The organism is Polyangiaceae bacterium (assembly GCA_016715885.1).
GTDB lineage: Bacteria > Myxococcota_A > Polyangia > Polyangiales > Polyangiaceae > Polyangium.
In genome coordinates, this window is the sequence record JADJXL010000025.1 from 1140716 (window position 1) to 1154734 (window position 14019).

The 14019-nt window shown below is 60.9% G+C and carries 14 protein-coding genes; 7 read left to right on the forward strand and 7 right to left on the reverse strand.

Annotated elements, in window-relative coordinates; genetic code table 11:
* Positions 1-107: 107 nt before the first annotated feature.
* Together IPM54_39520 and miaB are read right to left on the reverse strand one after the other, a co-directional pair.
* Positions 108-626 carry a gamma carbonic anhydrase family protein gene (locus tag IPM54_39520; GenBank protein MBK9265867.1) on the reverse strand — a complete coding sequence of 173 codons (519 nt, stop codon included), beginning with the start codon at positions 624-626 and terminating at the stop codon, positions 108-110.
* 3 nt (positions 627-629) lie between these two features.
* Positions 630-2090 carry a tRNA (N6-isopentenyl adenosine(37)-C2)-methylthiotransferase MiaB gene (gene miaB / locus IPM54_39525; protein ID MBK9265868.1) on the reverse strand — a complete coding sequence of 487 codons (1461 nt, stop codon included), beginning with the start codon at positions 2088-2090 and terminating at the stop codon, positions 630-632.
* 44 nt (positions 2091-2134) lie between these two features.
* On the opposite strand from miaB, the gene IPM54_39530 reads away from it, so the two are divergent.
* Genes IPM54_39530 through IPM54_39540 form a run of 3 tightly spaced genes read left to right on the forward strand, consistent with a single transcriptional unit; the run spans position 2135 to position 5009 of the window.
* Positions 2135-2311: a hypothetical protein gene (locus IPM54_39530; protein ID MBK9265869.1), complete on the forward strand. Its 177-nt coding sequence runs from the start codon at positions 2135-2137 to the stop codon at positions 2309-2311.
* 28 nt (positions 2312-2339) lie between these two features.
* Complete coding sequence (locus tag IPM54_39535) at positions 2340-4145, forward strand: long-chain fatty acid--CoA ligase (GenBank protein ID MBK9265870.1); 1806 nt, start codon at positions 2340-2342, stop codon at positions 4143-4145.
* 48 nt (positions 4146-4193) lie between these two features.
* Positions 4194-5009, forward strand: a complete 816-nt coding sequence (locus tag IPM54_39540) for an AgmX/PglI C-terminal domain-containing protein (GenBank protein MBK9265871.1) — start codon at positions 4194-4196, stop codon at positions 5007-5009.
* Here the strand turns inward: IPM54_39540 and IPM54_39545 are convergent, their stop codons facing one another.
* From IPM54_39545 to IPM54_39555, 3 genes are all read right to left on the reverse strand, one after another.
* Positions 5010-5219, reverse strand: coding sequence for a hypothetical protein (locus IPM54_39545; protein MBK9265872.1), 210 nt, complete (start codon positions 5217-5219; stop codon positions 5010-5012).
* A gap of 180 nt (positions 5220-5399) precedes the next feature.
* A complete protein-coding gene (locus IPM54_39550) occupies positions 5400-7877 on the reverse strand; it encodes a sodium-translocating pyrophosphatase (protein ID MBK9265873.1) in 2478 nt (825 codons plus the stop codon).
* Positions 7878-8188: 311 nt separating this feature from the next.
* Positions 8189-9931 carry a protein kinase gene (locus IPM54_39555; GenBank protein MBK9265874.1) on the reverse strand — a complete coding sequence of 581 codons (1743 nt, stop codon included), beginning with the start codon at positions 9929-9931 and terminating at the stop codon, positions 8189-8191.
* A gap of 242 nt (positions 9932-10173) precedes the next feature.
* Between IPM54_39555 and IPM54_39560 the strand changes: the two genes are divergently transcribed.
* Positions 10174-10512 (forward strand): hypothetical protein, encoded by a 339-nt coding sequence (locus IPM54_39560; GenBank protein MBK9265875.1) that lies wholly within the window; start codon positions 10174-10176, stop codon positions 10510-10512.
* A gap of 6 nt (positions 10513-10518) precedes the next feature.
* On the opposite strand, the gene IPM54_39565 is transcribed toward IPM54_39560, so the two are convergent.
* Positions 10519-10821: a hypothetical protein gene (locus IPM54_39565; protein ID MBK9265876.1), complete on the reverse strand. Its 303-nt coding sequence runs from the start codon at positions 10819-10821 to the stop codon at positions 10519-10521.
* Positions 10822-10858: 37 nt separating this feature from the next.
* On the opposite strand from IPM54_39565, the gene IPM54_39570 reads away from it, so the two are divergent.
* Together IPM54_39570 and IPM54_39575 are read left to right on the forward strand one after the other, a co-directional pair.
* Positions 10859-11260 (forward strand): hypothetical protein, encoded by a 402-nt coding sequence (locus IPM54_39570; GenBank protein ID MBK9265877.1) that lies wholly within the window; start codon positions 10859-10861, stop codon positions 11258-11260.
* Between the two features lies 1 nt (position 11261).
* Positions 11262-11609 (forward strand): hypothetical protein, encoded by a 348-nt coding sequence (locus IPM54_39575; GenBank protein ID MBK9265878.1) that lies wholly within the window; start codon positions 11262-11264, stop codon positions 11607-11609.
* A 72-nt stretch (positions 11610-11681) separates the two neighbouring features.
* Here IPM54_39575 and IPM54_39580 read toward each other — a convergent pair whose 3' ends face one another.
* Positions 11682-11954, reverse strand: coding sequence for a hypothetical protein (locus IPM54_39580; GenBank protein MBK9265879.1), 273 nt, complete (start codon positions 11952-11954; stop codon positions 11682-11684).
* Positions 11955-12149: 195 nt separating this feature from the next.
* On the opposite strand from IPM54_39580, the gene IPM54_39585 reads away from it, so the two are divergent.
* Positions 12150-13940: an IgGFc-binding protein gene (locus tag IPM54_39585; GenBank protein ID MBK9265880.1), complete on the forward strand. Its 1791-nt coding sequence runs from the start codon at positions 12150-12152 to the stop codon at positions 13938-13940.
* Positions 13941-14019: the final 79 nt, after the last annotated feature.

The window sequence follows — 14019 nt, forward strand, 5'->3', positions numbered from 1 at the left end:
ACAGGGAGCAAACGTCATTCCCCCTCTCCAACTGCGTTGGAGAGGGGGCTAGGGGGTGAGGTCTGTTCCCCCTCTCCGCCGCGCCGAAGGCGCGTGGGGAGAGGGGGCTAGGGGGTGAGGCGATACCGCTTCGCGTGCTCGACGTAGTGCTCCGCCCCAACGATCCCCAATCGACCTTCCTCTTCAGTCACTTCACGCACGACCTTCGCCGGACTGCCACGAACGAGCGATCGCGGCGGCACCACCATCCTCGGAGGCACGAGCGCTCCGGCTGCAACGACGGAGCCCTCTCCGATCTGCGCGTTGTCGAGAATGATGCTGCCCATCCCAATCAAACACCGATCACCTACGGTGCATCCGTGCAGAATCGCGCCATGGCCAATGGTGACGTCTACCCCGATGACCGTCACCGATACGCCATCGGTCAAGTGCATACACGCAAGGTCCTGCACGTTCGTTCGAGCGCCGACGCGAATCGAACCGATGTCCCCGCGCAAGACACAACCGAACCATACGCTGGCCTCATCCCCGAGCTCGACGTCGCCAATGAGCGTCGCGTTTGGCGCGACGAACACGTCACGCCCGAGCCGCGGAGCAAATCCACCGTACGGAAGGATCAGAGCCACGACCTAGCTCGCTGAAACGATCGGCAGCGATCGTCGTGATTGTCCCGACGAACGCGACGGCGTGGAAGCTGCTGCACGCGGACGCGCTCGCTCACGACTCTCGAGACTCAGCTCTCCCTGAAGCGAGTGTTTGTTGGCTCGCGTAATTTGAACACCAACGATTTCGCCGAGAAGATCCAAATCATCTGCAGCAGCGATGTGAACGATTTCGTTTCGCTCCGTACGCCCCGTCCATGCGGCCCCGCCTTCTTTGCCCGCGCCTTCGACCAGCACCCGTTGCGTCGTTCCCTCGAGGCTTCGCAAGTACGCGCCGAGCAGCTCTTCGCTCACCTCGAAAAGGCGCGCCAATCGTTCGCCTTTGACAGCTTCGGGAACGTCATCTGCGAGCTTGCGTGCCGGCGTGTACGGTCGCTCGGAATATTTGAACCCAAACAATCCTCGGTAACCGACTTCTCGAACGAGCGTCAGGGTCGCCGCGAAGTCGTCTTCGGTTTCGCCGGGAAAACCAACGATGATGTCCGTCGAGAGCGACAGGTCGGGAACTCGCGCCAAGAGCCGCCCTACTCGTTCGAGGTATTCAGTACGCGTGTAGCGGCGAATCATCCGCTTCAGGATCCGGTCACTTCCGGATTGCACGGGCAGGTGCACGTGTCTGGCGAGCACACCGAGATCTGCGTGTGCTTCGATGAGCGACGGCGTGAGGTGGCGCGGATGCGGGCTCGTGTAGCGCAGCCGAGACAAACCTGGAACGGCTTCTGCAATGCGCCGCAAGAGCGCCGCAAATTCGCTTTCGTCAGGGTCGTCGGCCGATGCCCCCTTGGCCCGTTCGAGCGATGCGGCGGGATCACGGAAGCTATTGACGGTTTGTCCGAGCAGCGTCACTTCGCGCACGCCAGCAGCAACGAGCGCCGAGATTTCTGCGACGATTTCGTGGCTCGGCCGGTAACGTTCAGGCCCGCGCGTATACGGCACGATGCAGAACGAACAACGTTCGTCGCAGCCTTTCATGATCGTGACGTAGGCTGTAGGAGCCGTCGCCGTGAGCGCCGATGCAGACAAAAAGTGCGGGGATTCCAGGTCGAACACCGTGCGCACGGCCGGCGGCGCTCCGAGACCGATGTCGTCGAGCAGCCGCGGAAGCTCCGGAATGTTGTCGGGCCCCAGAACGAGATCGATTCCTTTTGCGCGTCCAAGAAGCCGCTCGCCCTCTTGTTGCGCCACACAGCCAGCGACGACGAGCACCATCTCGGGACGCTTTTGCTTGTGTTTCGCCATGCGCCCGACTTCACTGAGCAGCTTCTGTTCGGCTTTTTCCCGGACACTACAGGTGTTCAGGACGACCACGTCGGCATCGCGCCAGTCATCGGCCTCGACGTAGCCCCCGCGGCGCAGCACTTCGTGCATTCGGTCGGAGTCGTGGACGTTCATCTGACATCCGAACGTGGTGATGGCGTATCGAGGCATGTGCGGACGGTGGTGTAACAAAACCGCGCCTGGACGGCCAGGGAATGAGCGCTTCTCGGGACGTGGGAAATTTGGATCTCGACCGCAAGGGACAGTTGCAGCGGGCGCTCGAAGTCGAGATCATCGCGCCTCGAACGAATCAGGCGGGTCTGAAAACGCCTGCCGGTTCCAAAGCAACCGCCACTTCATTGCCAGAACGATGGCGTTTGCCCAAGTACTAGGCGCTTCGGGGACCGCCAAGGAGAAGACATGTCGGGGAATTTCGAGACTCTCGTGGATATGTTCGAACGTTCCGTTCGCAGCTACGCCGACAACGACTTGTTCGGCGTGAAGAAGAACGGGGTGTGGACGTGGACGAAGTACGGCGAAGTCGGAAAGCTCGTCGACAACTTCCGGGCCGGTCTTGCATCGCTCGGCATCAAGCGAGGCGACAAGGTCGCGATCATCTCGAACAACCGTATCGAATGGGCCGTAGCGGCCTACGCTTGTTACGGGCTCGGAGCAGCGCTCGTGCCGATGTACGAAGCTCAGCTCGCGAAAGAATGGGCATTCATCGTGAACGACTGCGAAGCGATCGCGCTCATCGCAGCCAACGATGAGATTTTCGACAAGGCGCAGGAGATCCCGGAGAAAGCTCCGAGCCTGAAGCACATCATTGGTTTGTCGAAACCCGCGAGCGATCCGAAGTCGTACGCCGCGCTGCTCGAAGCGGGCGCGAAAAACCCGGTCCCATCGATCAAGCCCGAACCGAAAGACACCTCGTGCCTCATCTACACGTCGGGCACGACGGGAAATCCCAAAGGCGTGATCCTCACGCACGGCAACATCATCTCGAACATCAACGCCGTGCACGGCATGCTCCCGATGCGCACGGATGATCGAAGCTTGTCCTTCTTGCCGTGGGCGCATTCGTTCGGTCACACGTGCGAGCTGCACTGCCTCTTGTCGCTCGGTGCGTCCATCGCGCTTGCCGAGAGCGTGGACAAGATCGTGGCGAACTTGGCGGAAGTTCATCCGACGCTGCTTTTTTCGGTGCCGCGCATTTTCAACCGCATCTACGACGGCGTGAACAAGCAGATGGCGACGAAGCCGGGGATCATCCAGTCGCTCTTCAGGGCAGGCATCGCGGCTGCGACGAAGCGGCGCAAGCAGGGTGAAGGATCGCTCGGCATGGGCGAAAAGATTCAACTCGCACTCGCCCAAAAACTCGTCTTCAAGAAAATCGTCGCCAAGTTCGGCGGACGCATGCAGTACGCCTTCAGCGGCGGTGCGGCGCTGTCGAAAGAGGTCGCCGAGTTCATCGATGCGCTCGGGATCACGGTCTACGAGGGCTACGGTTTGACGGAGACGAGCCCCATCGCAACGGCAAACCGTCCGGGTGCTCATCGCATCGGCAGCGTGGGCAAGCCCATCGAGCACGTGAAAATCGTCATCGACAAAGAAGCGTCGGGCGACGCGCACCAAGGCGAGATCGTCATCTACGGCCCGAACATCATGCAGGGCTACCACAACCGCGATGACGAAAATAAGGCGGTGTTCACCGAGGATCGCGGCTTCCGCTCGGGCGACCTCGGCTACATCGACGACGATGGTTTCTTGTTCATCACCGGCCGCATCAAAGAGCAGTACAAACTCGAAAACGGCAAGTACGTCTCGCCCGCACCGCTCGAAGAACACCTCAAACTGTCGCCCTTCATCCTCAACGCAATGGTGTACGGCGACAATCGTCTCTACAACGTCGCGCTGATCGTCATCGACCCCGAGTACGTGAAGACCTGGGCGTCCGAGCAAGGTTTGTCTTTCAAGGACAACGACGAGATGTGCAATAGCGACCGAGTGAAGAAGCAAGTGATGGCCGAAGTCGAGAAGTACTCGGCCGAGTGGAAGGGCTTCGAGAAGGCCCAGAAGATCACCCTCATTGCTGAAGACTTCACGACGCAAAACGGACTGCTCACGCCGTCGCTCAAGGTCAAGCGTCGCGTCGTGTGGCAGAAGTACGGCCCGCTCATCGAGGCGCTGTACACCGATGGCGCCAAAGCCAAAGCCGCAGCCTGACGGCTTGCGCCAATTGACGTCACCACACCCGCCCCCTACCCTCGGCGAATGCTGACCGCTTCGCGTGTGGTGACGTCTTTGATGGCGGCAAGTCTGCTCGGCGGATGCGCCAGCAGCTCGAGCGGGGTTCGCCAAGCCAAACCTACCGACCCCGTCGTCGTCGTCACGACGGCCCAGAACACGACCAAGGCAGCCTCCGACAAACCGGGAACACGTCAAAAGGGCGACGAGGGATTGCCGGCCAAGGAACCTGCGCGTGTGGCGGGTATTTTGGGCGTACTTCGTGCGACCGAAGGCGATCTCGACGGCGTCTTCGGCGGCGTCGTAGGAGGCTCGATCGGCGAAGCCTTTGGCACCGGAGGCATTGGCCTGAGCGGGATTGGATCGGGTGGCGGCGGCATTGGCGTGGGCGGCTTTGGCTCGAGCGGCCGAGGCAGCGGTGGAGGCGGCAGTGGAACCATCGGCCTCGGTTCCATCGGCACGATCGGGCACGGAAGCGGCATCGGCACGGCGCGGCGCGCGTACGAAGCGGGATCGAGCAGTCGTGCGAGGGCAAAGCTCGGGCACGTGGTGGTCACGGGCCCCCTCACGGTGGACGTCGTTCAGCGCCATGTCGACGAGCACCGCGACGACGTACAAACGTGTCACCGACTCGAACAGGCACGCTCGAGCAGTCGGTGGGGCGCGGTGACGCTGCGGTTCACGATCGACTCGACCGGTCACGTATCCGACGTGCAGGTGTACGAATCGACGCTCTATTCGCGAGACCTGGAAAGCTGCATCGCGCACGCGATCGGAGCGTTCGAATTCCCGGTCCCGGGCGCGGGCGGCAGCGTGAGCGTGCTCTTGCCAATTAGTTTCTGATCAAACGACCGCGTCATCGTCGTCTTCGATGATCGCCTCGGCTCCGTGTTTTGCACGAGCGTCGAGCACGTCGCTGTCGGTAAGCCACCGCCTGTCGCACTCCTCGAGCGGCGCGACTTCGAAGACATCTCGGCGGTTTTCCCCGTCGCCATCTTCGAGCACACGAACGACTTCGTGGTGAAACCCGCAATCTGGGCAGAGAGCTCGCATGAGCGCAACGTAGCGCGAGAATGCCTCACTCTCCAACCCTCGCCACGAGGGAGAACGCTAGGACGTGCGTACAGGACGAACTTGTTCCCCCTCTCCGCTTGCGGAGAGGGGGCCAGGGGGTGAGGCATGTTCCCCCTCTCCAACGCCAGTTGGAGAGGGGGTTAGGGGGTGAGGCGCTGCTCAGTGCGCGGCAGCGGACGAGCCGGCTTTGTCGTCGCTCTTGATGCGCATGCCGTAGAACGAGCGGTACACGAAGTACGCGGAGATGACGAAGAGCACGGCGGCGAGGCCCATGCGTGCGCCGGCGCTCTCCTCCGGAATCTTGATCGCGAGCTCGACGGCGAGGACGCCGAAGAGGGTCGTGAACTTGATGACCGGGTTCATCGCGACAGACGAGGTGTCCTTGAATGGATCACCGACGGTGTCACCAACGACCGTCGCTGCATGCAGCGGCGTGCCCTTCTCCTTGAGCTCGACCTCGACGAGCTTCTTCGCGTTGTCCCAAGCACCACCGGCGTTGGCCATGAAGAGCGCTTGGTAGAGGCCGAAGAGAGCGATCGAAACGAGGTAGCCGATGAAGAAGAACGGATCGGCGAAGGCGAAGGCGAGCGTGCCGAGGAAGACGGCGAGGAAGATGTTGATCATGCCCTTCTGCGCGTATTGCGTGCAGATTTCGACGACCTTCTTGCTGTCCTCGATGCTGGCCTTTTCCGAACCTTCGAGCTTGATGTTTGCCTTGATGAACTCGACCGCGCGGTAAGCACCGGTCACGACGGCCTGACACGACGCGCCGCTGAACCAGTAGATCACGGCACCGCCGACGATGAGGCCGAGCAGGAAGGGCGCATTCATGAGCGACAAGCGCTGCAGAGCCACGCCCTGCCCGAACGTCGCTTGGAGCTCCATGATGATCGAGAAGATCAGCGTGGTCGCACCGACGACGGCCGTGCCGATGAGCACCGGCTTGGCCGTTGCTTTGAACGTGTTGCCTGCGCCGTCGTTTTCTTCGAGGTAGTGCTTGGCCTTCTCGAAGTCGACATCGAAGCCAAAGTCCTTCTTGAGCTCGTCCTTGATGCCCGGAATGGTCTCGATGACGCTGAGCTCGTAGACGCTTTGCGCGTTGTCCGTCACGGGACCGTACGAGTCGACCGCGATGGTGACCGGACCCATGCCGAGGAAGCCGAAGGCCACGAGACCGAACGCGAAGACGGGCGCCGTATCGGCCGGCATGACGAGCGACAAACCCTGGAGAGCGACGTAGTACGCGATCGCCATGAGGCCCGCGATGGTCATGCCGAGCCAGTAACCGCTGAAGTTACCCGCCACCATACCGGAGAGGACGTTCAGCGAAGCGCCACCTTCACGCGACGACGTCACGACCTCGCGCACGTGCTTGCTCTCGGTCGACGTGAAGACCTTGACGAACTCGGGAATGATTGCACCAGCAAGCGTGCCGCAACTGATGATGAGCGAAAGCTTCCACCAGAGCGTGCCGTCGCCGAGGTTCGGGATGAGCACGTTCGACACGACGAACGTGAGAGCAACCGAGACGACCGACGTGAGCCACACGAGCCAGGTCAGTGGCGTCTCGAAGTTCATCTTGTCGGCGCTGCCCCAACGGCTCTTCGCAATCGCTTCATTGATGAGGTAGCTGCCGACGCTGGCGAGAATCATCACGACGCGCATCGCGAAGATCCAGACGAGGAGCTGAACCTGCGTCGTGAGGTCCGCGACGGCGAGCATGATGAACGTGATGAGCGCGACGCCCGTGACGCCGTAGGTCTCGAAACCGTCGGCGCTCGGACCAACGGAGTCACCGGCATTGTCACCGGTGCAGTCGGCGATGACGCCGGGGTTACGCGCATCGTCTTCCTTGATGTTGAAGACGATCTTCATGAGGTCCGAACCGATGTCGGCGATCTTGGTGAAGATACCGCCTGCGATACGGAGCGCGGACGCACCGAGCGATTCGCCGATGGCGAAGCCGATGAAGCAGGGACCTGCGTATTCGCCGGGCACGAAGAGCAGGATGATGAGCATGACGAGCAGCTCGATGCTGATGAGCACCGTGCCGATGCTCATGCCTGCCTTCAGAGGGATCGCGTAGGTCGGGAAGGGTTTGCCCTTGAGGCTCGCGAACGCTGTGCGCGAGTTGGCGAACGTGTTCACGCGGATGCCGAACCAGGCGACACCGCAAGAGCCGGCGATGCCGACGAGGCTACAGAACAGGATGAGCGCCAATCGATCGACGCCAAAGTGCTTGAAGTAGCCGTAGTAAACGGTGATGACGGCGCCGATGAGAACTTCGAGCAAGATGATGAACTTGATCTGCGTGATCAGGTACGTCTTGCAGGTCTCGTAGATCAGCTCGGAAATCTCCCGCATCGAGCGATGCACGGGGAGCTTCTGGAGCTGCATGTAGATGGTCATTCCGAAAACCAAGCCGAGCGCGCAGACGCCCATACCGGCAAGCAGCAGCGCCCGACCGTCCATGCCACCGGCGAAAGTCACGGTGCCGAGGTCAGGCAGCTTCAACGACGCTTCGTCTGCGTACGCTGGCCGAGAAATGATGACTGCGAGCAGGGCGCCGACGACTGCCATCGCGCGCGCAAGTAATCCGCGCGATGGAGCGTGGCTCGTAGAACCCTCAACGTTCATGACGGTGTGCCTCCTTCAAACGAGGAGACCGCCGACGAGGCCAGGAAAAACCCGCGGCGCTCCCCTAGGTTCCGAGGGGTTGGCCGCCTGCGTAAGTCGCGGATGAGTGGTTTTCCGACGGGGAACCGTCCCCGTGGAACGAGCTCAGTCGAAGATTCACCCGCTGGTTCTGACGCCGACGCTTCAGCACAGCCTCGCCCTCGACAAGGTTTCCTCGCCGAGGCGCGCGCTTGCTACCACAGCCCCAGAGGCAAGTCGAGATCTTCATGATGGTTTGAACGGACGAACGATTTGGAAGTGGCAAACGGCGATCAGTTACCGATCCGTTTGTCCGATGCGCCGCGGCCGTCGGCGTTGTCGCTCGGCGGGTTCTGCGCGCCCGTGTTCACCGCCAAAAGCTCGGCGACGAGATCACGACACTCGGGCTTGTTTCGAACATGCTGGAGCAGCAAGTTCGACGCGTCGCTGAACGACCGTTCGAATGCGAGACCCTCGCGCGTCCGATTCGCGACCTTCTCGCGACCTTGCGCAAGATCCTCCTCGAGCGCCTCCGCATAACGCGTGAGCTGACTACGTAGCTCGTCGATCTGCCGGCGCAGATCGCGTGCCGTCGTTTCGCGCGCGTTCTTCTTGGCTTCGTAGCGCCCAAGCTGCTCGCGCTTGGCCTGCACCGTTGCCGATGTCGCCCCAGCGCGTTCGAACACGGCACGCTCGAATGCGCCCTGCCTCGCCGCGTTGTCCGCCACGAACCTCGCTTCGCCAGCGATCTTCTCCGCCTGCGCAAGCTCGATCCGTACCTTGTCCGCATCGTCGCTGTCGATCGCAGCTTCACGCATGACGCGTGATTCCTCGTGCGCCAACTCCTCGACCTTGCGGCCGATTTCCGCACGTAGCGCGCGCCCACGCCGCTCGAGCGCTTCGAGCTTGCGCGTGTGACTCGCAACTTCGCCCTCGAGCCGATTGGCCTTCGCTGCAAGATCCCAAAGCTGAGCAAGCGCCGACGAGATCTCCGGCGGCGAGTTCCCCGATGGATACGCTCGCGCAACCATGCGCGCGAAAAGCGCCGTGCGATTCGCCCACTCGATCACGCCCGCCGACTGCGGTGGCGGAGGCGGCGGAGGCGCTGCAACCGCGTCGCCCGATTCGATCTCCCACGGCGTACTCGGCAAACTCCGCTGAAGCGCCTTCAACTCTTCCTGAAGATGATGCGCATCTCGATAACGCTTGCGGATGTCCTTCTCGAGCAGCCGCATCGCGATCGTTTCACCTTGCGGATGCGCATCCGGTCGGATCGATCGCGGCCTCCGCGGAATCGCCGTGCGCTGCATCTCGAGAAGCGTCTCGCGATCGTTGGCGCGAAACGGAAGCTGCCCCGTGAGCATCTCGTAGAACAATACTCCGAGCGCGTACAAATCCGCGTGCGGCGTTGCTTCTTCACCACGCGCTTGCTCGGGTGACATGTACTCGGGTGTTCCGAACACTGCACCCTTCGGCGCCAAGCGAGGATCACGCGCGATCGCAGCAAGACCGAAGTCGAGGATCTTGACGAAGTCCTTCCGTCCTCCGCGTTGCGTGAGGAGGATGTTGTCGCTCTTCAAGTCGCGATGAACGACGCCAAGATCGTGAGCACGCGCGAGCGCTGCACACATCTGCTCGAGGATGTCGACAGCACGCGCAATGGGCATGGGACCTCGCGCAAGCTCCGCACTGAGCGGCGTTCCGACGAGGTACTCCATGACGAGATAAAGCTCGCCCTCTTCCGTCTCACCGATGTCGTGAATGTCGATGATGTGTGCGTGATCGACTCGGTTCGCCGCACGAGCTTCACGAAGCATCCACTGTCGAAGATGCGTCTCGCCTCGCAGATCCGGCCGAATGAGCTTGAGCGCCACCACTCGGTCGATGAGCACGTGACGGGAGCGGTACACCACGCCCATTCCGCCTTCACCGATTCTGGTTTCGAGACGGTAACGACCTGCGACTACCTTGCCGATCATCGGGTCGGAGCTCGCGGTCTTGGGAACTGTTGGTCGCTGGAGCGCGCGCTGATCCATGTTCGTTCGTGTTCTCCTCAGGTCCAGGGCTGGCTGACGCGGCATCCCGCGCGCCTCCCGCTCCATCCGCTACGAAGCGTCCGCATGCAGCAGCGGCACGCTCGTCGGCCTATGCCTTGTGGCATTCACGGCGGATACTACCAGGCGAGCTTGTCCGACGTCGACGGGGCTTGATGACCCTCACGTCATGCTGTTAAGGTCACGGCTCAACTTCCGTCCCTCAGAGACACTCTTCGCGAAAAATGCCCGGACCGATCGAGAGCTCAGGCGACATCGAGATTTATTGCCATCCCACGAACGCTTCTTCGCGAGGATCGGTGCCCCACTTCGAGAAGATCTCCGCAGGTACACGCCTCGCGCTGCTTTTCGTGCCGGGTGAATCGTCGCCTCCCTACAGCCTGAAAGTCTTCTCGCCATCAGGGACCAACATCCTCGATACGCTCGTGCGTGATCCTCCGACCGGCGCACCACAAAGCCCCGCGCCCATCGAGTTCGTCGTGTCTGCGAACGGCATCTATCGCATCGAAGTTCGATCGATGAACGGCCGCCAACGCGGCGAAGCCCGCGTGAGCGTCGGCTGATACGCCTCACAATCCAATCAAAAAAACCACCACCGGAGCCGCCGCGATGCGCGCAGCCTCCAGCCACTTCGCCCACGATCGACCTTCGATCACGCCGCCAAGACCCGCGACGGTCGCGACAAACCACGCCCCAAACGCAGCCCTGGTCAAGACAGGCGCGTGCTGTCCGCGAAACGAAAAGAAGAGCGGTACCCCCTTTGACACGATGAAGACGAGCGCACCGCGGCTCGGACAAACCCGATGTTCGCGCCCTTGTAACATCAAGTTGCATGAACGAATCAGGTCGACCGCCGTTGTTGACTGCTCCATGTTTTCTGTGTTCTCATAACACCGAACGGGGTTTCACATGCATATTCGCAAGCTGTTTGGCGGCACCATTTTTGCCTACATACTTGTGGCGAGTCTTGTGCCTGTTCAGGCAAGCAATCCGGTTCCCGATAGCGCGTGTCACATTGAATGTGAAAAGGTCTATGAACAGGAAGCGGGCGTTTGCGGTAGAATCGCGGCAGAAAAAGAGTCGCAGAAATGCGCAAATGACGCGAATGCACATTATCGAAAATGTAGCGACGAATGCGACCAATTGCTGACAAAATGTACGGACAGGTGCTACGAAGACTACAATGACAAGGTGAAGTTGTGTAACAAGATTCCAGACAAAGTGAAGCAAGCAAAGTGCCAACATGTGGCTGCTGAGCAACTTGGCGATTGCATTCGAAAATGCAGGCGCAAGAAGCGAAGTGGTGACTGACATGCAAACGCTGGAAGTGGAATTTTTGCCGGACAGTGGCGCCCCACCGCGAACCATTACCCTGAAATTGGGTGCTCCCTACCATAGCGAGATGGGCTGGGGCGTTTTCGTGGAGATTCTTGGATTCGATGAGCCTTACGCCCACCCGATATACGGTGTCGACTGGGCCCAAGCGATTGAACTGGCTGCTAAAATACTTCCCATCATGTTGGAGGAGCGCGTAGCTGACGCGGGCGGGGGAACATTGGAACCCTCCTTTTTTACGCGGCCTCCACACACACCTGACCTTTCCGATCTTCCACCGGAGATTGTGCAGGCATTGTCCAACTCATCCGACACGGATGAGTAAGTCGCGGTTCTTGCGCGGAAAATCAACGAATGCGCACGATCGGGACAGTTCATCACTCGCCGCGGCACCCAGCTACTTGCCTATCTTGCGCTTCAGCGCCGCAAGCTCGTCGTCAATCTCGGCAGCTTGTTTCTTACGCGCTTTCTCGGCCTCTTTTGCCGCTCGAGCGCGCTCTTTTTCTTCCGCGAGCGCACGTTTGCGCGCCTCCGCCTCGGCCTTCTGCTTTTCCTCCGGAGTGGGCTCGCGCGTAACCTTCTCGACTTCCTCCACCGCTTCGTCGAACAGTGCTTTGCCCGCACTGAAGCCGAAACCATGCACGACGGCATCGATGAGGCGCTTCATCACGGCAAATCCTCCGGCGTTTCGCAGATTCGCCCAATCGACCGCCAAAAACAAGCAAAACACGCGCGCGCGCAATTCGCCCCTTCGCAATCACGCAAACCATGGCATTCTCGGCGAAGGTCACGCTTCCGGCACGACGCCGACGTCACCTCCACCAAACCCATGCGCACCCTGCTCCCTTTCCTGCTTTCCCTTCCAATGATGTCCCTTTCCTGCTCGGCATCGTCCGATCGCACTGCCGCGACCGGCTCGTCGGGCGGCAATCCCGGCGAATGCGGCCAATGCGTCGACAAGGTCTTCACGCCTTGCAAAGCCGATGGCACGCCAGGGCCAGCCGAGGTCTGTCCGAATGCATGCGTGCCCGACAAAGGCTGCGCCATGTGCGTTCCCGATTCGCTGCAATGCGTCGGAAATGAAGTTCGCAAGTGTTCCGCCGACGGATCGGAGTACGGCGAAACCGTGGAAGTCTGCGACGTGCTCGGCGGCGGAGCCTGTTCGAATGGCAAGTGCACGACGGCCTGCAATCTCGCAGCCGATCAACCCTCCAACGTCGGATGCGAATTCTGGGCCGTCGATCTCGACCAATTCGACCTTTTCAACAACCCCGCGGCCGCCCCATGGGGCGTCGCCATCTCGAATGCCGGGCAATCGAAAGCGCACGTCGTCATCGAATTGAACTCGGCTCCCTATGGCCAAGCTCCCGTCCCGATGCCCGTTTGGGAAAACGACGTCAACCCGGGCGAGCTTTTCACGCCCACACTGCCGACACGAGAAGTCGATTGCAGTGCTCAACCCGGCGATGCCATGGCGCCCGGTACGTGCTTGTCCTCGAATGCCTATCGCATCACGTCGTCCGCGCCGATCGTCGTTTACCAATTCAACGTCTTCGAAAACGCATACTCGAACGATGCTTCGCTGCTCATTCCCACGACGGGCCTTGGTCAAATCTACCGCGTCATCAATTGGGGCGCGGGACACCCCGTACCATTGCCAGGTTTTCCAGTCGATCGATCGTACATCACCGTCGTCGGCACGAAGCCCAATACGAAGGTCACGGTCAAACCAACGTGGAAAATTCGTGGAAATCCCCCGATTGCCCCGACCCCTGCGGGCACCGAAATCGTCGCCACGCTCGGGCCCTTCGACGTCCTGAACCTCGAAACGGACGATGCCACGCTCGCGGAGCTCATGAGCAACAAATCCGCAACGGATCTCACAGCATCGGTCGTGACGTCGGACAAACCCGTTGCCGTATTTTCCGGCGTGGAGCTCACTGCAGCCCCAGGTGGAGCCGTCGATATCCCAACGTACCCCGGCTGGACGTCCGAAGATACCTGCTGCCTCGATCACCTCGAAGACCAAATGCTCCCGGTCGAGTCCATTGGATCGAAGTACGTGATCACGCGCAGCCCCGTGCGATCGACGTCGAATTTTCGCGAACCCGACGTGATTCGATTCATGGGTGTTGCCGAGCAGGCCACGATAACGACGACATTGCCTCCTCCGTACGATTCGTTCACGCTCGCGCCGGGTGAATTCCGCACGACGTATGCGCAGAACAACTTCGTCGTCAATTCCGACAAACCCGTGATGGTCGGGCAGCTCTTGATCAGTCAGGAATACGTCGACGGCCCGTATCTGGGCGACCCGGCGCTCACGGTTTTTCCGCCCATCGACCAATTCCGTACGGAATACGTGATCCCGACGCCTCCGAAGTGGACGCAGCATTGGGTGGTGATTACGGCAGAAACGGGCGCTGAGGTCATGCTCGACGACGCCAATACGTTCATTTGTTTGGTCGAGCCTGCGGGCATGATCGAGGGCAAGACGTACGAATCACGCAAGTGTTCGCTTCAGGCGGGCGCGCATCGACTGACCGGGGAAAAACCATTTGGAATCGTGGTATACGGCTACGGCACCGCCGGGTCGTACGCGTTCGTCGGAGGAGCGGACGTGAAGCGAGTGTACGAGCCGCCTCCGCTCAAGTAAGTGGGTCGAGTGCGACTACCCAGGGCCGGTTGGCAACGGGAAATCGCAAGTTTCTCGTTGCCCCGGCCGGGCGTTGGTC